General features: G+C 64.5%; 16 protein-coding genes. 14 read left to right on the forward strand and 2 right to left on the reverse strand.

Annotation, left to right across the window (positions count from 1 at the left end):
• Positions 1-25: 25 nt before the first annotated feature.
• Together B5G12_RS00880 and mgsA are read left to right on the forward strand one after the other, a co-directional pair.
• On the forward strand, positions 26-2,095 hold the full coding sequence (locus B5G12_RS00880) for a peptidoglycan D,D-transpeptidase FtsI family protein (RefSeq protein WP_087322932.1): 2,070 nt from the start codon (positions 26-28) through the stop codon (positions 2,093-2,095).
• Between the two features lie 205 nt (positions 2,096-2,300).
• Entirely contained in the window at positions 2,301-2,708 is a 408-nt protein-coding gene (mgsA, locus tag B5G12_RS00885) for a methylglyoxal synthase (protein ID WP_087228036.1), read from the forward strand.
• Between the two features lie 132 nt (positions 2,709-2,840).
• Here the strand turns inward: mgsA and mnmA are convergent, their stop codons facing one another.
• Together mnmA and rnhA are read right to left on the reverse strand one after the other, a co-directional pair.
• On the reverse strand, positions 2,841-3,908 hold the full coding sequence (gene mnmA / locus B5G12_RS00890; protein WP_087322935.1) for a tRNA 2-thiouridine(34) synthase MnmA: 1,068 nt from the start codon (positions 3,906-3,908) through the stop codon (positions 2,841-2,843).
• Between the two features lie 2 nt (positions 3,909-3,910).
• Positions 3,911-4,372 (reverse strand): ribonuclease HI, encoded by a 462-nt coding sequence (rnhA, locus tag B5G12_RS00895; RefSeq protein ID WP_087228038.1) that lies wholly within the window; start codon positions 4,370-4,372, stop codon positions 3,911-3,913.
• Positions 4,373-4,869: 497 nt separating this feature from the next.
• Between rnhA and B5G12_RS00900 the strand changes: the two genes are divergently transcribed.
• The 12 genes from B5G12_RS00900 to B5G12_RS00955 all read left to right on the forward strand — a co-directional run bounded on the left by B5G12_RS00900 (position 4,870) and on the right by B5G12_RS00955 (position 19,387).
• Positions 4,870-6,663 (forward strand): ribonuclease J, encoded by a 1,794-nt coding sequence (locus B5G12_RS00900; protein ID WP_087322938.1) that lies wholly within the window; start codon positions 4,870-4,872, stop codon positions 6,661-6,663.
• A 173-nt stretch (positions 6,664-6,836) separates the two neighbouring features.
• Positions 6,837-8,813 (forward strand): DHH family phosphoesterase, encoded by a 1,977-nt coding sequence (locus tag B5G12_RS00905; protein ID WP_242955884.1) that lies wholly within the window; start codon positions 6,837-6,839, stop codon positions 8,811-8,813.
• Positions 8,814-8,834: 21 nt separating this feature from the next.
• Positions 8,835-9,938, forward strand: a complete 1,104-nt coding sequence (gene glf, locus B5G12_RS00910) for a UDP-galactopyranose mutase (protein ID WP_087322942.1) — start codon at positions 8,835-8,837, stop codon at positions 9,936-9,938.
• On the forward strand, positions 9,935-10,267 hold the full coding sequence (locus B5G12_RS00915; RefSeq protein ID WP_242955885.1) for a DUF3795 domain-containing protein: 333 nt from the start codon (positions 9,935-9,937) through the stop codon (positions 10,265-10,267). The genes glf and B5G12_RS00915 overlap by 4 nt, the downstream gene beginning before the upstream one ends.
• A gap of 116 nt (positions 10,268-10,383) precedes the next feature.
• Positions 10,384-10,839 carry a 50S ribosomal protein L9 gene (gene rplI, locus B5G12_RS00920; RefSeq protein WP_087228042.1) on the forward strand — a complete coding sequence of 152 codons (456 nt, stop codon included), beginning with the start codon at positions 10,384-10,386 and terminating at the stop codon, positions 10,837-10,839.
• Between the two features lie 99 nt (positions 10,840-10,938).
• The gene (gene dnaB / locus B5G12_RS00925) at positions 10,939-12,348 is read left to right on the forward strand and encodes a replicative DNA helicase (RefSeq protein ID WP_087228043.1); all 1,410 of its coding nucleotides are present in this window, start codon (positions 10,939-10,941) and stop codon (positions 12,346-12,348) included.
• A gap of 1 nt (position 12,349) precedes the next feature.
• A complete protein-coding gene (gene tilS / locus B5G12_RS00930) occupies positions 12,350-13,771 on the forward strand; it encodes a tRNA lysidine(34) synthetase TilS (protein ID WP_087322944.1) in 1,422 nt (473 codons plus the stop codon).
• On the forward strand, positions 13,768-14,313 hold the full coding sequence (gene hpt / locus B5G12_RS00935) for a hypoxanthine phosphoribosyltransferase (RefSeq protein WP_087228045.1): 546 nt from the start codon (positions 13,768-13,770) through the stop codon (positions 14,311-14,313). Before tilS ends, hpt begins: the two co-directional genes overlap by 4 nt.
• A gap of 103 nt (positions 14,314-14,416) precedes the next feature.
• Positions 14,417-16,495: an ATP-dependent zinc metalloprotease FtsH gene (gene ftsH / locus B5G12_RS00940; protein WP_204245649.1), complete on the forward strand. Its 2,079-nt coding sequence runs from the start codon at positions 14,417-14,419 to the stop codon at positions 16,493-16,495.
• A 37-nt stretch (positions 16,496-16,532) separates the two neighbouring features.
• Positions 16,533-17,558, forward strand: a complete 1,026-nt coding sequence (locus B5G12_RS00945; protein WP_087322950.1) for a hypothetical protein — start codon at positions 16,533-16,535, stop codon at positions 17,556-17,558.
• A gap of 113 nt (positions 17,559-17,671) precedes the next feature.
• On the forward strand, positions 17,672-18,520 hold the full coding sequence (locus B5G12_RS00950; protein WP_087322952.1) for a hypothetical protein: 849 nt from the start codon (positions 17,672-17,674) through the stop codon (positions 18,518-18,520).
• 21 nt (positions 18,521-18,541) lie between these two features.
• Positions 18,542-19,387 carry an HAD hydrolase family protein gene (locus B5G12_RS00955; protein WP_087322955.1) on the forward strand — a complete coding sequence of 282 codons (846 nt, stop codon included), beginning with the start codon at positions 18,542-18,544 and terminating at the stop codon, positions 19,385-19,387.
• Positions 19,388-19,655: the final 268 nt, after the last annotated feature.

Consider the following 19,655-nt stretch of genomic DNA (forward strand, 5'->3'; position numbering starts at 1 on the left):
CACCCGGAAGGAGGGGCACGCGCCTATGGATGAGCACAAGACAGTGGTGCGCCGCCTGGCCATGCTGATCGCCGCCGCAGTGGCCGTACTGGCACTGTATACCCTGCGGCTGATCTTTCTGCAGCTGGTGCATGGGGAGGAGTTCGCCGCCCAGGCCACCAGCACCACCGAATACCGCTTCAACGTCACGGCGGCCCGGGGGGACATCGTGGACAGCGCCGGCCGCCGCATTGCCACCAGCACCACCAGCTACAATGTGGTGCTCAGCCGGCTGTTGATCGGGGACAACGACCTCAACGAGACCATCCGCAGCGCGGTGGAGATCCTGCAGGCCAACGGCGAAAGCTGGAACGACGGGCTGCTGATCGGCCAGGCGGACGGGGCGGGGCACTATGCCTTCACCGATGACCCCGCCAGCGAGAGCCAGCAGGAGGATGTGGCCAGCCTCAAGGAGGCCCTGGGCCTCCAGCAGTACGCCACCGCCGACGATGTGATGGACCGCCTGATCCAGCGGTATGAGCTGGAAGGATATGACCCCGCCTGGCAGCGGGTTCTGGGGGGCATCCGCTACCAGATGGAGCAGGAAGCCTTTTCCAATGTGAACAACTTTACCCTGGCGGAGAACGTCTCGGACAAGACGGTGGCCACCGTGATGGAGCACAGCCTGACGCTGCCCGGGGTTGAGATCGCAGAGACCAGTGTGCGCAGCTACACCGACGGCACCATCCTGCCCCATGTGCTGGGCCGGGTGGGCAAGATCACCGCCGAGATGTGGCGCGTTACCGACGAAAACGGCCAGGTGACCTATCCGCTGCGGGAAAAGGGCTACGCCATGAACGACGTCATCGGCATCTCGGGGCTGGAGTCCGCCTATGAGGACCAGCTGCGGGGCCAGGACGGCGTGGAGACCATCACCCGGGACAGCGACGGGGTGATCATCGACACCAGCATCACCACCGAGCCCCAGCCGGGCAAAACGGTGATGCTGACGGTGAACAGCGAGTTCCAGAAGGCTGTGGACGAAGCCCTGGCCCGCAACATCCAGCAGATCGCCGCCACCTACAACACCGATGCCAGCGCCGGCGCGGCGGTGGTCATCGACGTCAAGGACGGCAGCATCCTGGCCTGCTCCAACTATCCCACCTACGACCAAAATCTTTACAGCACCCAGTACAGTGCGTACAGCGCCGACCCCGGCCTGCCCCTGTACAACCGCGCCTTGCAGGGCCTGTACACCCCCGGCTCCACCTACAAGCCGTCGGTGGCCATCGCGGCCCTCCTCAGCGGGGTGATCGACCGCAACAGCACCGTCTACTGCAACGGCGTCTACAACTATTTCAGTGATTACCACCCCCGCTGTACCCGCCACGGCCACAGCGGCGACATCGACGTGGTCACCGCCATCAAGTGGAGCTGCAACATCTTCTTCTACGACGTGGGCCGCCGCACCACCAGCGAGATCTACGACCAGTTCGCCTATCAGCTGGGCCTGGGCACCCCCACCGGGGTGGAAGTGAGCGAGTCCACCGGCCGCCTGACCACCCGGGAGGACTCCAACTACACCGCCTCGCTGGAGATCCAGGCCGCCATCGGCCAGGGCAACACGGTGGTGTCCCCGGTGCAGCTGGCCACCTATGCCGCCACCATCGCCAACAAGGGCGTGCGCTACCGCACCCACTTTGTCAAGGCCCTGGTGGACACCAACACCGGCGAGGTACTGGAGGAGACCGCCCCCGAAGTGATGGACGTCATCGAGGACCAGGTGGGCGCCTTTGACATCGTGGAGGAGGGGATGGTGGGGGCGGCCCAGACCGTCAGCGGCCTGGCCAACTACCCCTATACCATCGCCTGCAAGACCGGTACCCCCCAGCGCAGCGAATACACCATGGTGGGCAACCGGCGGCAGTATTACACCAACTCCACCATCATCGCCTATGGTCCGGTGGAGGACCCCCAGATCGCCGTGGGCATCGTCATCGAATATGGCGGCGGCGGCGCCCGTGCCGGCGAGCTGGTGGCGGATATCTTCAACGCCTATTTCTTCGAGCGCTCCAACAGCATGATCCCCGTACAGGAGGGCGAGCTGCTGGAGTGAGCCGGCCTCCCCAAACAGGCCCGGCGCCCCGCAAAAGCGGGCCAGTTCTTTGCATCTGTATGGAAAAAAGATGCGGATTCTAAAAATATTGAAACTAATGTATAAAAACAGTTGCTATTCTGAGAAAATTGTGGTAATATCATAATTGAATAGTAGCACTGTTTATTTGGATTGAATCGGGTTTAGACAAAGGAGATGGATACGGATGACGATTGCGCTGATCGCACATGACTCCAAAAAGGAATTGATGGTGCAGTTTTGTACGGCGTACTGCCGTATCCTCAGCCAAAACCAGCTGGTCGCCACAGGCACCACCGGCAAGCTGATCGCTGAGGCCACCGGCCTCCAGGTCAAACGGTTCTTGTCGGGCAAGCAGGGAGGAGACCAGCAGATCGCCGCCCGCATCGCCTGCAATGAGATCGACCTGCTCATCTTCTTCCGTGACCCGATCAATGCCAAACCCAGTGAGCCCAACGAAATGACCCTGCTGCGGCTGTGTGATGTACATAACATCCCCATGGCCACCAATATCGCCACCGCCGAAGTGCTGATCCACGGCCTGGAGCGGGGCGATCTGGACTGGCGCAGCATCGTCAATCCGCCTCAGGCGTAACGGCTGCCCTGATCGTACTGCAAAAGCCCCGCTGTGCCCCGGTATGTCCGGCGTGCAGCGGGCTTTTTCGCGTCCGGACGCAAAAAAGCTCCCGGATAAGGCTTCCGGGAGCTTTGGCCGTGCAGGCAGAAGTCAGCGTGCGGACGTGATGAAGCCGCTGCCGGCCACCGTGTCGTTCCGGTAGAAGGCCGCAGTCTGGCCGGGGGCGGGGGCGCGTACCGGCTGCTCAAAGACCAGGGTGTCCACGCCGTCAAAGGCGGCGCTTTGAGCCTGGGCGGCGCTGCGCACCTTGACCTGGTATGTCCCGGCGGGCAGGGGCTGGCCGTCCGGGGTGACGATGCCGTCTACCGTCACGGTGGTGAAAAATTCCTCCCCGGCCCGGGCCAGACGGATATCGCCGTTGGGGCAGATCTCGCGGATGAACACCGGCTCGCCCAGGGCAATGCCCAGGCCCTTGCGCTGGCCCACCGTGTAGTGCAGCACCCCTTTGTGGGGGCCAATGTCCTTTCCATCGGGGGAGATGAACCGTCCGGCCTTGCCCTCCATGCCGCGGTCCCGGATGAAGGCGGCATAGTCCCCGCCGGGGATGAAGCAGATCTCCATGCTGTCGGGGGCGTCGGCGCAGTCCAGGCCGAAGTCCCGGGCCATCTGGCGCACGTCGTCCTTTTCAAATTCGCCCAGGGGCAGCACCAGACGGCTGAGGACCTCCTGGTCCAGCCGGCTGAGCATATAGGTCTGGTCCCGGGCGGCGCTTTGGGGCAGGTGGATGCGGCTCACCCCGTCGGCGTCCACCTCCACCCGGGCATAGTGGCCGGTGGCGATGTACTGGATGCCCAGCCGGTCGGCCGCCGCCAGCAGTGCGGTGAACTTGACGGCGGGGTTGCACCGCACACAGGGATTGGGGGTGCGGCCGGCGCAGTAGTCGGCGCAGAAGGGAGCCACCACTTCCTGCTCAAACAGAGCCTGGGCGTCCAGCACGATGCATTCGATGCCCAGCTGCTGGGCGGCCTGCCGGGCGGCCTGGACCGCTCCGTCGTGGGCGTCCGAGAAACGGATCACTGCGCCGGTCACTGCAAAGCCCTGCTGCTGCAGGATGCGCACCGCCACGCTGGAGTCCACCCCTCCGCTCATCCCCACCAGGACCTTGTCCTGCTCCTCATAGGTGTCAAACCCGCTGCCGGGCAAAATGGTATCGTTCATGTTCAGCTCTGCCTCCCGCCATGTGCTTTGCTCTGCGCCACGGCCAGACGGTCGCAGCGCTCGTTCTCCGGGTGGCCCGCATGGCCCTTGACCCAGACGTAGGTGATGGTGTGTTTTTCGGCCAGTTCCAGCGCCCTGGCCCACAGATCGGGGTTCTGGGCAGGGGATTTGTCCGCCTTTTTCCAGCCCCGGGCCCGCCAGGACCTGGCCCAGCCTTTTTCCAGCCCGTTGATGACATACTGGCTGTCGCTGCAAAACCGGATCTCGCAGGGTTCCTTCAGCAGGCCCACCGCCTCGATGAAGGCGGTCAGCTCCATCCGGTTGTTGGTGGTGGAGCTGTCGCCGCCGCTCAGCTCCTTCTCATAGACTTTATCGCCGCTGCGGTACCGCAGCAGCGCCCCCCAGCCCCCCGGGCCGGGGTTGCCGCTGCAGGCGCCGTCGGTGTAGATCTCGACTTTTTTCATATCGTTCTCCTTGCAGGGTTCAGGGGCACGCAGCGCCCGCTGTCCCTCTTATATTAGAGGCAGGCAGGGGGCGCTGTCAAGGGCAAAACGTATATTTTCCCGCCGCCCTGCCCAAGCTCGAATTGACAAAACCCGGCTTACCTACTATAATGATTGCAAGTAGAAAGCGCCAGGATGTGCGTACAGCGCGCATCCAGGGCGTATCCAGGGCCCTTCCTGCTCTGTGCAGAGCATCCGATCCCGCGTCGTGCGCAGGGTCTTTCAGGACAGGGCGGCCCGGGTATGCCCCGGCCTCCGGGGGGCCGGCCGCGGTCGCATTGAGCAGATGGACCGTGCAGGCCACCAGCGCCCGCCCCGGGGCCACAGCATCCGATCAGCAAGCCGGAGAGCGGCTTTTTTGAGATACGATCCTTTACCGGAGACCGGGCGGAAGGCCGCGGCCTCCCCTTTGGTAAGGGCCGGACGGCCCTTGCCCTGTTTGCGTTATGGAGGTACACATGGCAACAAAAGAGAACACTGGCACATCTTCCGGCAGCGCCCGCCGCCCCAGCCCTGCGGCTGACAACCGCGTCCAGCGCACCCGCCGCCCCATGCGCCGGCCCCGCCGGCCCCAGCCCCCCAAAGGCGGCGCGGCAGTGCCCATCCACATCTACCCTCTGGGCGGCCTTGGGGAAGTGGGCAAGAATATGACCGTCTATGAGTGCTGCGGCGATATGATCATTGTGGACTGCGGCTTGGTGTTCCCCGACAGCGAGATGTATGGGGTGGATATGGTCATCCCCGACTTCACCTTTGTGCTGCAGAACAAGGACAAGATCAAGGGGCTGCTGATCACCCACGGCCACGAGGACCACATCGGCAGCATCCCCTATCTGCTGCAAAAGATGGACCTGCCGGTCTATGGCACCCGGCTGACCCTGGGGCTGATCCGCAACAAGCTGGAGGAGTTCAACCTGGCAGGCAAGACCCGCTTTGTGGAGATCGTCCCCCGGCAGAAACTGCAGCTGGGATGCTTCACGGTGGAGCCCATCCACGTCAACCACTCCATCCCCGATGCGGTGGCCTTTGCCATCGAAAGCCCCGCCGGCGTGGTCATCCAGACCGGCGACTTCAAGATCGATTACACCCCCCTGGCCTGCGGTCCCACCGACCTGACCACCCTGGCCGAGTACGGCCGCAAAGGGGTGCTGGCCCTGCTGAGCGATTCCACCAATGCCGAGCGCCCCGGGTTCACCGCCACCGAGCAGAAGGTGGCCGCCGGCGTCCACAACCTGTTCACCCAGGCGCGGAACAAGCGGATCATCATTGCCACCTTTGCTTCCAACATCTACCGCATCCAGCAGATCATCGACCTGGCGGTGCAGGAAGGCCGCAAGGTGGCGTTCAGCGGGCGGAGCATGGTCAACAACACCGCCATGGCCCAGGAGCTGGGCTATATGCATATCCCGGACGGCACCCTGATCAGCGTGGACGAGCTGAACCGCTATGCCCCCGAGGAAGTGGTGCTGATCACCACCGGCAGCCAGGGCGAGCCTTTGAGCGCTTTGTCCCGGATGGCTTCCTGCAGCCACCGGCAGGTGCGGGTGGGCCCGGGGGATTTCATCATCATCTCGGCCAACCCCATCCCCGGCAACGAAAAGAGCGTCACCAAGATCGTCAACGGCCTGCTTTTGCTGGGGGCCGAGGTGATCTATGAGAGTATGTACGATGTGCACGTCTCGGGCCATGCCTGCCAGGAGGAGCAGAAGCTGATGCTCACGCTGACCCGGCCCAAGTTCTTCCTGCCGGTGCACGGCGAGTACAAGCAGCTGAAAAAACACGCCCTCACGGCGGCCAGCCTGGGCATCCCCCACAACAATATCCTCATCGCGGAGAACGGCTCCAACGTCATCCTGACCCAGGATGAGATCAAGCTGGGAGAGCCGGTCACCGCCGGCGCCGTCATGGTGGACGGCCTGGGCGTGGGCGACGTGGGCAATGTGGTGCTGCGGGACCGCAAGCACCTGTCGGAGGACGGCCTGGTGATCATCGTGGCCACCGTGGACGGCAAGACCGGCCGTGTGCTGGCCGGGCCGGATCTGGTCAGCCGGGGCTTTGTGTACGTCCGTGAGAATGAGAGCCTGATGGAGGGCGCCCAGAGCACGGTGGAAATGGCCCTGAACCGCTGCGTAGAGGAGCGGGTCCGGGACTGGAACAGCGTCAAGACCCGTATGCGGGAGGCGCTGAGCAGCTATATCTACCGGCGCACCAAGCGCAGCCCCATGATCCTGCCCGTGCTGATGGAGGTATGACCTCCATCCCCGCCGGGGCCGTGCCGTGCAGGATGGACCTGCGCGGCTGAACCGCCGGGCCGCCCGCCCCGGGGGCATCCCGGGGACACAGCGGCAGAGGGGATGCAGGCAGCTCCCCGGCCCGGCCAGTGAAGTGTGTCCTCCCGAAGGGGAGGGGAAAAGAGGCATCCGCCATGAAGCAAAAACCCAGATGGACGCTGGAAATGTTTACAATGGGCTTTGCGCTGCTGGCGGCGGCGCTGTCCCTGCTGCTGCTGGTGGTACAGCCCGCCCTGGGCCCTGTGGTGCTGGTGGTGGCGGTGGTGTGCATCATCCTGGTGGTGGTGTCGCGCTACCGCATCCGCCGGTGGGCGGCCCGCTGGGTCACCGGCACCAGCTTTGAAAATTCCCGCACCCAGTACAGCCTTGCGTCCCTGTCCCAGCCGGCGGCCCTGCTCAGCGGGGACACGGTGGTGTGGTATAACCTGCCTTTCCGGGACAGGGTCCTGGCCGGCGGGGACCAGCTGGCCGGACGTGTGAACAAGATGCTGCCCGGACTGGATATGGCCCAGTGCGCCGGCCCGGACGGCCAGGTGCTGGCCTGCGTCAGCGGTACCTGGCGCATCCATGCCTCCACCGTCAAGGGGGAGGGGGAGAAGGTCAGCATCCTGATCCTCAACGATGAGACCGCCCTGCGCAGGGTCGAGCTGGAATACAAGGCCAGCCGCCCCGGTTATATGATCTTCTCGGTGGACGGCTACGACGATGTGTTCAGCGACATGCTGGACAGTGAGAGCGCCCGTTTGCTGGAGCGGATCAACCGCACCATCGAGGCCATGATCGCCCGGGGCACCGGTTTTCTGCGCCGGGTGGCCAACGGGCGCTACATCGCCGTGGTGGAGGAGCGCCAGCTGGAGCAGTTCGCCCAGCAGGGCTACGATGTGCTGGACAAGATCCGGGCCCTGGAGCCCAGCATCAACCTGTCCATCTCCATCGGCATCGGCCGGCGGGCCCCCACCCTCCACGAAGCCCAGGAGATGGCGGTGCAGGCTCTGGATATGGCCCAGGGCCGCGGCGGCGACCAGGCCGCCGAGATGACCCCCGACGGCTTCACCTTCTACGGCGGCGTCAGCCATGGTGTGGAAAAGCGCAGCAAGGTGCGCAGCCGCATCGTGGCCGAGGCCCTGGTGGGGCTGATCAAGACCGCCGACCATGTGGTCATCATGGGCCACCGGATGAGCGATCTGGATGCCATCGGCTCGGCGGAAGGGATGCTGCGGATCTGCAAGATCTGCGATGTGCCCGCCGTCATCGCCGTCAAGCGGGAAGCCACCCTGGCCTCCAGCCTGATCAACGCCATTGAGGACGCCGGTCAGGAGGGGGATTTCATCGACCCCCGCAGCGCCCTGAGCATCATTTCCAAGGAGACTTTGTGCATCGTGGTCGATACATACCAGGTCGGCCAGGTGGAGTGCAAGGAGATCCTGGAAAAGTGCGGCAAGATCGCCGTCATCGACCACCACCGCAAGGGGGTAGGCTATATCGAAAACGCCGTGCTGGTCTGCCACGAGCCCTATGCGTCCTCGGCCAGCGAGCTGGTCACCGAGCTGCTGCAGTATGTGGGCACCCGGGATGACAAGCCCACCCGCATTGAGGCCGAGGGCCTGCTGGCGGGCATCATGCTGGATACCCGCAACTTCAGCCTGCATACCGGCGTGCGCACCTTTGAGGCGGCGGCGGCCCTGCGCCGCTACGGCGCCGAGACCGAGCGGGCCTGGGCTTTGTTCGACGTCAGCCTGCCCGAATACAACGCCAAGGCGAGCCTGGTGGCCAAGGCCCAGATGTACAAGGGCTGCGCCGTGGTGCTGAGCGGGGAATTGCCCGCCGAAGCCCAGGTGGCGGTGCCCCAGGCGGCCAACGACCTGTTGAGCATCGAAGGGGTGCAGGCCAGCTTTGTGGCGGTGCAGGCCGGCAGTATGGTCAAGATCTCGGCCCGCAGCATGGGCCAGGTGAATGTGCAGGTGATCATGGAGAGCATGGGCGGCGGCGGACACCAGACCATGGCGGCCACCGTCCTCAAGCACACCACCATGGAGCAGGCCCACGCCCACCTGTGCGCGGCCATCGACGCCTACCGGGCTGCCCAGAAAAAGGGCAGCGTGAAAGCCTGACAAGCTGAAAGGAGAAGGGAAATGAAGCCCTATGATTATCTGATCGTGGGGGCGGGGCTGTTTGGCGCCGTCTTTGCCCATGAGGCCCGCAGCAAGGGCAAGCGCTGCCTGGTCATTGACCGGCGGGACCACATTGCAGGCAATGTGTACACCCAGCAGGTGGAGGGGATCAACGTCCACCGCTATGGCGCTCATATCTTCCACACCAACTCCAAAGAGGTGTGGAACTATGTGGGCCGGTTTGCCGAGTTCAACCGCTACACCAACAGCCCGGTGGCCAACTACCACGGCCAGATCTACAACCTGCCCTTCAACATGAATACCTTCAATAAGATGTGGGGCGTGGTGACTCCCGCCGAGGCCAAGGCTGAGATCCAGCGCCAGCGGGATGCCGCCGGCATCACCCAGCCCAAAAACCTGGAGGAGCAGGCCATCAGCCTGGTGGGCACCGACATCTATGAGAAACTGATCAAGGGCTACACCGCCAAGCAGTGGGGCCGTCCCTGCGACCAGCTGCCCGCCTTCATCATCCGGCGGCTGCCGGTGCGGTTCACCTACGACGACAACTATTTCAATGCCCTCTATCAGGGCATCCCCAACGGCGGCTACACCGCCATGGTGGAGCGTATGCTGGAGGGGGTGGAGGTCCGCCTGGGGGTGGACTACCTGAAAGAAAAAATGCAGCTGGACGCTTTGGCGGACCGTGTGATCTACACCGGCGCCATCGACGCTTATTTCGGCTATCAGCTGGGGGCGCTGGAATACCGCAGCGTCCGGTTTGAGACGGAGGTGCTGGACACCGACAACTACCAGGGCAACGCGGTGGTCAACTACACCGACGCCGAGACCCCCTACACCCGCATCATCGAGCACAAGCACTTTGAGTTCGGCACCCAGCCCAAAACGGTGATCAGCCGGGAGTACAGCGCCGAGTGGAAGGTGGGGGACGAGCCCTACTATCCCGTCAACGACGATAAGAACAGCGCCCTCTACGCCCGTTACCAGGCCCTGGCCGGGGAGGAAAAGAAGGTCCGCTTCGGCGGGCGCCTGGGCGAGTACCGTTACTACGACATGGATAAGGTGATCGAGAGCGCCCTGGCCGCTGCCCGGGAGGAGCTTGCATGAAGATGGATCGGAACATGATCGCCTATTGCGGCGCCTACTGCGGTGTGTGCGAGTGGAAGGACAAGATCGGCTGCAAAGGCTGTAAGGCCAATGCGGGAACGATGTTCTGGGGCGAATGCGATAAGGCGTGCTGCTGCATCGAAAAGGGCTTTGCCCACTGCGGCGAGTGCCCGGATCTGCCCTGCCAGAAGCTGCAGGAGCTGTTTGATGACCCGGAACACGGCGACCGGGGCGTGAGGCTCCGCAACCTGATGCACTGGAAAGCCGGAGACAGCGTGTATGAAGAACTGGGCAACGCAGCCCAGGAGAAAGCAAAGGGCCTGCAATAAAAAGGACGCGGGCAAAGGGCTTGCCGCCCTTGCCGAAACGGCCCGGATGCGCTATACTGTAAGATAGAGACAGGCCTGCGCGGCGCGAGCTGCCAGGCCGGAAATGAGGGATTGCCATGAAGGTTATTTTGAAGCAGGATGTCAAGGGGATCGGCAGGAAGGACGAGATCCATGAGGTGTCGGACGGCTACGCCCGCAATTACCTGTTCCCCCGCAAGCTGGCCGCTGTGGCCGACGCCACCGCGCTGAACATCGCCCGCAGCAAGGAGGCCGCCGCCGATTTCCATGAGGCGGAGAATGTGGCCGCTGCCCAGGCGCTGGCGGCCAAGATCAACAGCCGCATCGTCACCGTCAAGGCCAAGGGCGGCGCTTCGGGCCGCCTGTTCGGCAAGGTGACCGGCAAGGAGATCGCCGCCGCCCTGTCCGAGGCCACCGGCGAGACGGTGGACAAGAAGAAGATCGAGCTGGAGGTCAAGGATATCCGGGACGCCGGCGTCTTCAACGGCAAGGTGCGCCTGTATCCGGGCGTCGTGGCCAGCTTTAAAGTGAATGTGGAGGTCGAGCAGGCCTGAGTGACCTGCCCGGCGGCCGCTGCGCTCCCTGCAAAAGAGGGGGCGCTTTTTTGAGTTTCTGCCCCGGATGGGCAAAACGAGTGGAAGGGGGAGGCAGATATGCCGGAACAACGCCGGAAGGGCGGCTATTCCAATCAACTGAACCTTGAGAGCATGGGCATCCAGCCGCCTTACAGTATGCAGGCGGAACAGAGCGTGCTGGGCGCGGTGCTGCTCAAGCCCGATGTGCTGACCGACCTGGTGGAGATCCTGCGCCCCGAGATGTTCTATGCCGCCCAGAACGGGCGGATCTATGCCGAGATGGTGCGCCTGTTCACCGGGGATCAGACCATCGACTTTGTCACGCTGCTGGACGCGGTGGTGTCGGACAACATCTTTGCAAGCCCGGACGAGGCCAAAGTCTACCTGACCGGCCTGGCCGAAACGGTGCCCAGCATCTCGAATGTGCGGGCCTATGCCGAGATCGTCCAGGAAAAATACCTCATCCGCCAGCTGATGGGGGTGGCGGCGGATATTTTGCAGGACGCCGGGGACGAGCCCGACGCCAGTATGCTGCTGGAAAACGCCGAACAGCGCCTGTATGAGATCCGTTCGGGGCGGGATTCCAGCGCCCTGACCCCCCTGTCCTCCAGTATGGTGGAGACCCTGACCAATCTGCAAAAGATCAGCGGCCCCGACGCCGACAAATACAAGGGTATCCCCACCGGCTTCCGGCTGCTGGACACCGTTCTGACCGGTCTGGGCCGGGGCGACCTGATCATCCTGGCAGCCCGTCCCGGCATGGGCAAATCCAGCTTTGCACTCAACATCGCCACCCGTGTGGCCATGAAACAGCACATCCCGGTGGCCATCTTCAGTCTTGAGATGACCAAGGAGCAGCTGACCAACCGCATCCTGTCCGCCGAGGCGGGGATCGACAGTCAGGCGTTCCGCACCGGCGCCCTCACCGCCTCGGACTGGGAATACCTGGCCCTGGCCACCGAGAAGCTGCACGATGCGCCCATCTACATGGACGACACTTCCTCCATCACCATCACCGAGATGAAGGCCAAGATCCGCCGGATCAACCAGGACCCGGCCCGGCCCAACATCGGCCTGATCGTCATTGACTACCTGCAGCTGATGACCTCGGGCCAGCGCACCGAGAACCGTGTGCAGGAGATCAGTTCGATCACCCGCAATCTCAAGATCATGGCCAAGGAGATGAATGTGCCCATCATCGCCCTCAGCCAGCTGTCCCGTGCGGTGGAAAAGCAGGGCAGCAATTCCGGCCACCGGCCCCAGCTGTCGGACCTGCGCGACTCGGGTTCGATCGAACAGGACGCCGACTGCGTGCTGTTCCTCTACCGGGATTCCTACTACGCCAGCCAGCAGCCCGACGGCGCCGACGTTGACGCCGATACCGCCGAGTGCATCGTGGCGAAGAACCGCCACGGCGAGACCAGCACCGTCCCGCTGGGCTGGGACGGCGCGCATACACGCTTTATGGATGTGGATTTCAGGCATTGATATGACCGAAGAAGAAAAGACCTTGCATGGGACCCGGGACCGGGTGCTGGCGTTTTGCAGGCAGGCCGGGCTGCTGGCTCCGGGCCAGCAGGTGGCGGCAGCCGTGTCGGGCGGGGCGGACAGTATGGCCCTGCTGCGGCTGCTGCTGGATCTGGCCGGCCCTCTGGGGATCCGGGTGTCGGCCTGCCATGTGAACCACAGGCTGCGGGGCGCCGCGGCCGACGCCGACGAGGCCTTTGTGCGGGCCCAGTGCGCCGGGCTGGGGGTGCCCCTGCGAGTGTTCCGTGCCGGAGAGGAGGGCCTGCCCTCTGCGGCCGGCGGGGAAGCCGAAGCCCGGGCGCTGCGCTATGCCTGCTTTGCCCGACTCCACCGAGAGGGGATAGACCGGGTGGCCACGGCCCATACTGTTAGCGACCAAGCGGAAACGCTCTTGTTCCGGCTGGCCCGCGGCACCGGGCTGCACGGGGCGGGGGGCATCCGCCCGGCCCGGGATTTCTACGTCCGGCCGCTGCTCTGCCTGACCCGCCTTCAGGTGGAGTCCTATTGCAGGGCCTGCCGTCAGACATGGGTCACCGACGAGACCAACCTGGAGGACGGCTATGCCCGCAACCGGCTGCGCCACAATGCGCTGCCCGCTTTGCGCCAGGCCAACGCCGCCGCCGAGGAAAATCTGGCCCGCTTCTGCGAAAAGGCTGCCCGGGCCGACGCCTACTTTGCCCGGGCTGCCCGGGAGCTGCTGGACCGGGCCGCAGCCGCCTGGCCGGGAGCCTGGGACCTGGGACCTCTGCGTCAGGCCGACCCCCTGATCCTGGAGGCGGCGGCCCACGCCCTGGTGGCCCCGCACCGGGACCCCGAGGCGCTTTATATCCGGCTGGTCTGCGAGGCGGTGGCCCGGGGCGCCGGAGCGGTACAGCTGCGGTCGGATGTGCGGCTGCGGGCCGGCCAGGGCTGCCTCTGGCTGGAGGAGGGGCCTCCTGCCGGACCGCTGCAGCCGGCGGCTTTCTGCCCCGAAAAACAGTCCCGCTATCCCCTGGGCGGGGGCAAAACCCTGTCGGCACAGCTGGTAAGAGAGACTTTTCAAGAAAAAACACAGGTCGTTCACAAAAAAGACTTAAAAAATGTAGCAGATTATGCTAGAATAACCATGTTGCATCCTGCCCTCACCCTGCGCAGCCGTCAGCCGGGGGACACCTACCGGCCTGCGGGCCGCGGGGTGACCAAATCCCTGCGCAAGTGGATGAACGAGCAGGCCATCCCGCCCTGGATGCGGGACAGCCTGCCGTTGCTGGCGGATGGCAGCCAGGTCGTTTGGGTCTGCGGCGCAGGCTTTGCGGAGGGCCTGGCCCCCGATGGGGCCGCCGGCCTTGCCCTGCGCCTGGAGATACAACCCGAAAGGGAGAACAGAGAGGATGTTGAGTCATGACGATGCACGATGATATTCAGACCATTCTGGTCACCGAGGAACAGCTGCAGGCCAAGGTGGCCCAGCTGGGGGCCCGGATCAGCCAGGATTACGCAGGCAAGGACCTGCTGCTGGTGTCCATCCTGAAAGGGGCGGTGGTCTTTATGGCCGACCTGATGCGGGCGGTGAGCATCCCCTGCAGCATCGACTTTATGGTGGTGTCCAGCTACGGCGGCACCAACACCGAGACCACCGGCCTTGTCAAGATCGTCAAGGATCTGGACGCCGATCTGACCGGCAAGGACGTGCTGATCGTGGAGGATGTGCTGGATACTGGGGTCACCCTGTCCAACCTGGTGCCCATGCTGAAAATGCGCAACCCCAGCTCGGTGAAGATCTGCGCCATCCTTGACAAGCCCGCCCGCCGCAAGACCGACATCGCCGCCGACTACCGCGGCTTTGAGGTGCCCGACGCCTTTGTGGTGGGCTATGGCCTGGATTACAACGAAAAATACCGCAACCTGCCCTATGTGGGCGTGCTGAAGCCGGAGATCTATCAGTGAGCCCGGCGCCAAAACCATTCAGAACTGGAGTTGATCGTTTTTGCAGCAGAAAAGACCACATCTGAACCCGCTGATCCTGGCGCTGGCGCTGGCCGCCGTGCTGATGATCTGGTCGGTGTTCACCACTTCCAACACATCGTCCGGCGCCACCATGAGCTATTCTACGGTGGTGCACTACTTTGAACATTTGCAGGTGACCGCCTTCACCCTGGACCGGAACACCGGCGTCATCACCATGAACATCAAGGAAGGGGACCTGCCCCTGCCCGGCACCACCAGCGACACCCAGACTTCCGGTACGGGCGGGCTGATGTCCGGCCTGCTGGGGTCGGGCAGCTCCTCGGGCGACTCGGTGCAGCAGAATGACGACGGCACGGTGACCGTCCGCTACCAGCTGCCCTATGCCGCCATGTTCGTCAATGAGGTGCAGGGCTATATCGAGGCCTATGACGCCGCCAATCCCGACGCCCCCATGGAGTACGACTACACCGCCCTGCGGGAGTCGGTGCCCTGGATGGAGATCTTCTTCTATCTGGCCATGCTGGGCTGCACCGGCTTCATCCTGTTCTCGATGCTGCGGGGCGGCGCCGGGGGCGGCAACGTGATGAACGTGGGCCGCGCCAAGGTCAAGGACGAGTCCACCAACCAGAAGACCGCCACCTTTGCCGACGTGGCCGGCGAGGACGAGGAAAAAGAAGAGCTCAAAGAGGTGGTGGAGTTCCTCAAGAGCCCTGAAAAATTCAACTCCCTGGGCGCGCGCATCCCCCACGGCGTGCTGCTGGTAGGCCCTCCGGGCACCGGTAAGACCCTGCTGGCCCGGGCCTGCGCCGGCGAGGCGGGGGTGCCCTTCTACTCCATCTCCGGTTCCGACTTTGTGGAGATGTATGTAGGCGTGGGCGCATCCCGTGTGCGCGACCTGTTCGACAAGGCCAAAAAGAGTATGCCCTGCATCATCTTCATCGACGAGATTGACGCCGTGGGCCGCCAGCGCGGCGCCGGCCTGGGCGGCGGCCACGACGAGCGCGAGCAGACCCTGAACCAGCTGCTGGTGGAGATGGACGGCTTTGAGGCCAACGACGGCATCATCGTCATGGCGGCCACCAACCGCGCCGACATCCTGGACAAGGCCCTGCTGCGTCCCGGCCGCTTTGACCGCCAGGTCTATGTGGGCCTGCCCGACGTCAAGGGCCGCGAGGAGATCCTCAAGGTGCACACCCGCAAAAAGCCTCTGGCACCCGACGTGTCCCTCAAGGTCATCGCCCAGCGCACCGCCGGCTTTGCCGGTGCGGACCTGGAGAACCTGGTCAATGAGGCGGCCCTGCTGGCGGCCCGCCGCAACCGCAAGGCCATCACCATGGAGGACATCGAAGAAGCCTCCATGAAGGTGATGGCGGGCCCCGAGAAGAAGAGCCGGGTGGTCACCCCCGAGGAAAAGAAGCTGACCGCCTATCACGAGGCGGGCCACGCAGTGGCAGGCTTCTACTGCAAGCACCATCCCCGCGTGCATGAGATCACCATTATCCCCCGCGGCCAGGCCGGCGGCTACACCATGTATCTGCCCGAAAAGGACCGCTCCTACGTCACCAAGGGGGAGATGTTCGAGGACATCGTTTCCAGCCTGGGCGGCCGCGTGGCCGAGCAGCTGATCCTGGACGACGTCTCGACCGGCGCTTCCAACGACCTGCAGCAGGCCACCAACATCGCCCGCCAGATGATTACCCGCTACGGTTTCTCGGAGCGGCTGGGCCCCGTGGTCTACGGCACCTCCCAGGAGGAGACCTTCCTGGGCCGTGACTTTGGCCAGGGCAAGGGGTACAGTGAGACCACCGCCGCCGAGATCGACAGCGAGATCCGGGACATCATCGACGAGGCTTACGAGACCTGCCGCCGCACCCTGACCGAGCACATCGACCAGCTGCACGCCCTGGCACAGGCTTTGATCCAGCGCGAGAAGCTGAACGAGGCCGAGTTCAATGCCATCATGCGGGGCGAGACGCTGCCCCCCCGCAAGGATGAGGCCCAGCCCGCCCCTGCGCAGCAGCCTGCTCCGGATGAGCCCAAAGCAGCTGAGGCCGAGCCTGCACAGCAGCCTCTGCCCGAGAACGAGCCCCCCGCCGGCCCGGTGGATATCCCCGGGGAGAGTGCTCCCGGTCAGGACGACCCCAAACCGGACGGGCAGTGAGCCCGCCCCGCCATAGAGAGGGAAGGAGTTGAGTGTTGTGGAGGAGAGCTTTGATCCCATTGCCCAAACCAGAGCCAACTACTATACGCCGGGCAGTCCGGTGCAGTTTGTCCGGGTGGAGCTGCTCAAGGGCAGCATCAGCGGGGACCGCGCAGTCTGCCTGACGTTCAAGAACATTTCCCGGGTGAATCTGACCGCCCTGGACGTCCGTTTCAAGTGCAAGACCACCGGGGGAGAGATCCTCTGTGAGGATGAGTTCGCTTACCAGGGCCTGGATATCAAGCCCGGGGAGCTGTTCGGCATGGACGATGCGGTGTTCATCACCCAAAAACCCATCACCAGCGTGGACGTGGTGCTCAAGAACGTCTACAACGGCAAGCGTGTGGTCCGCCTGGACAACATCAAGCGGGTGCGGCTGCCTGCCCCCCGCCGCCTGCCGGAAGACCTGGCCGCCGCCCTGGAAGAACGGATGGGCCGCAAGGGGATGGTGTACGCCCCCCAGGTGCTGGACTGTGGCTGGTACTGCGCCTGCGGCGCCTTCCATCCCAAGGAGGAGGACACGGTCTACTGCAGCGAGTGCGGCTCGGACCGGATCCTGCTGCAAAACGCCCTGAACACCCTGATGCAGCCGGAGCAGCCCCCCGAGGAGGATCTGCCTGCCCCCGAGGCCGAGGCAGAGCCCACCCGCATTGCCGGAACTGCTGAGATGGGCGGTACCCGCGCCTTTGAGCCGGTGCAGCCTGCCCGCCGTCAGGAGACGCGGGCCAGCCAGGAGACACGGCTCTTCACCCAGCCCAGCGCGCCCCCGGCCCAGCCGGAGGAGCCTGAGCCGGAACAGCAGCCGGAGGATGCCACACGGGCCGTCCCGGCGGCGGACCGCTGGGCAGAGGAAAAGCCTGCCCGCCGTCCCCGTCCCGCCCCCGTCCAGGAGGACGAGGAGGATGAGGAGGACGACCGCGACCCCATGGCGGAAAATATCATCCGCTGGGTGCCGCCGGTCACTGCCCTGATCTGCGCGGGCATCGCCCTGTATGGCTTTATTTACTATCAGTTCTTTATCTGAACCAGCCCGCCCAGGGGGAGCGTGTTTTGACCGCTCCCCCTGTTTTGGGTCGGAGCGTCCTTTCCCGGCAGTTTTTTTCAGAGCCGGGATCGGAACAGAAGGGAGGGGAGAGTATGCCTGAAGCCTATTTGCAGGCGGCCTTTGAGATCAAGGCGTCCTGCGATGAGATCAGCCGCCGCATCCTGCGCTGGCACTGGGACGCCAAACCCGGGCCCCACAGCTTTGACTCCCTGCTGGAGCACATCGCACGCCGCCAGGAGGAGAGCCCCACCTACTACGGCCATATGCCCGACGTCAGCCGCAAGACCAGCTGGCAGCAGCTGGATACCACCCTGTGTATGCGGGTGCTGCTGGACCCCGAAAGCGACGCCGCGCAGCCTCTGGATCTGCTGGGCAGCACGGCCCACCCGGGCGCGGCCCGCAGGGCCTGCAACGCGGTGCGCACCGCCCGCAACGAAGCGGCCCACGCCTCGGACCGGGCGGCAGGGGGCCAGGCGGCCATCCTGTTCGATGAGGCGGTGGAATGCATTGAGGACGCCTATGCGGGCACCGCTTTCAGCGAAAAGGAGCTGGCCAAGTATTACCAGCTCTCACGGGATTACCTGCGCCGGTGCGGCGTAGGGGGCAGGGAACCGGCTCCGCCCCCCAATCAGCCGCCTGCGCCGGAAGATCCGGCCCCCGAAGTGTGGGTCTATCCCACCGGGGAGGCCCGTCAGAAGGCCGCCGCAGCCCGCCAGAAGGGCAGCCGCAGCGCCGCAGGCACGCCGCCCCGGGAGAGCGCCGCCCCCGCCCGCTCCCGCGCCGCACGCAAGGCGGCCCCGGCCAGGGAGCCGGCCCGCCGTTCCCGCACCTCCAGAGAGGAGGAGCCGGGCAGCCGGGCGGCTGTGGTGCTGGCTCTGGCGGCGCTGGTGATCGGTTTGGCAGTGCGGGCAGCCCGGATGGGCGTGCTGCCCTTTTTGTAAGAACATTGTGAGGGATCGGATATGGACAAACGACTGATTTTTTTGGACATCGACGGCACCTTCATCCAGCCGGGGCGGATGGAAGCCCCGGCCAGCGCGGTGGAGGCGGTGCGCCAGGCGCAGGCCAATGGCCACAAGGTGTTTTTGTGCACCGGCCGCAACTACAAAATGACCTCCCCGGTGCTGCGCTATGGCTTTGACGGCTATGTGTGCAGCGCGGGGGGCTATGTGGTGTGCGGGGACACCGTCCTGTTTGACTGCCCCATGGACAAGGCCCAGAGCGACGGAGTGCGTGCGGTGCTGGAGGCAAGCGGGGTGGAGTGCACCCTGGAGGCCAGGGACGCCACCTACGGGGGCGGCCAGATGATGGAGCGGCTGGCCGCCTACCAGGCCCAGCGCCCCGACGCCGTGAACAGCGAACTGGAGCGCTGGCGTCAGGCTTTTGCGGACGGAATGCTGATCCGCCCGCTGGAGGAATACAAGGGGGAGCCGATCTACAAGATCTGCTACATAGCCCCGGGCCGGGATTGCCTGGCCCAGGCCAGGGCCGCCTATGAGGATCAGTTCCTCTTTTGCGAGGCCGGGGGCCCTGCGCAGCGCCAGGGCTTTGTCAGCGGCGAGCTGATCAACCGCAAGTTCAACAAGGGGGAAGGCATTCGCCGGATCTGCGATTTCTGCGGTCTGCCCACCTCTGCGGCGGTGGCCTTTGGGGACAGCGAGAACGACCTGGAAATGGCCGATGTGGCCGGGGTCAGCTGCTGCATGGAGAACGGCGCCGAGGCCCTCAAGGCCCGCTGCACCTTCACCTGCCCCTCGGTGGACGAGGACGGCATCGCCGTGGCGTTCCGCCGGCTGGGCCTGATCTGACCCGCCGCCCAAAAAGAAAAGCCGGCGTCTGCCGGCCTCAGCGTGTCGCAAAAGCGACACGCTTTAGGGGGAACCCATTTCTGCCTGCTGTGCAGGTCAGAAATCCTTTCCCCCTAATATCCCCCTTTTGGACAAAATTCAGCGCTGAACCGCGCACTCGCCGCAAAGCGGCTCGCACACTCTCAGTGCTGAATTTCCCTGTATGTGTCCCGTCCATCTGCACATGTCAGCTGGACGGGACTTTTTGAAAGTTTGAGGTTGGCGTCTG

Source organism: Faecalibacterium sp. An58, from assembly GCF_002161515.1.
In the GTDB taxonomy this organism is placed as follows: domain Bacteria; phylum Bacillota; class Clostridia; order Oscillospirales; family Ruminococcaceae; genus Faecalibacterium; species Faecalibacterium avium.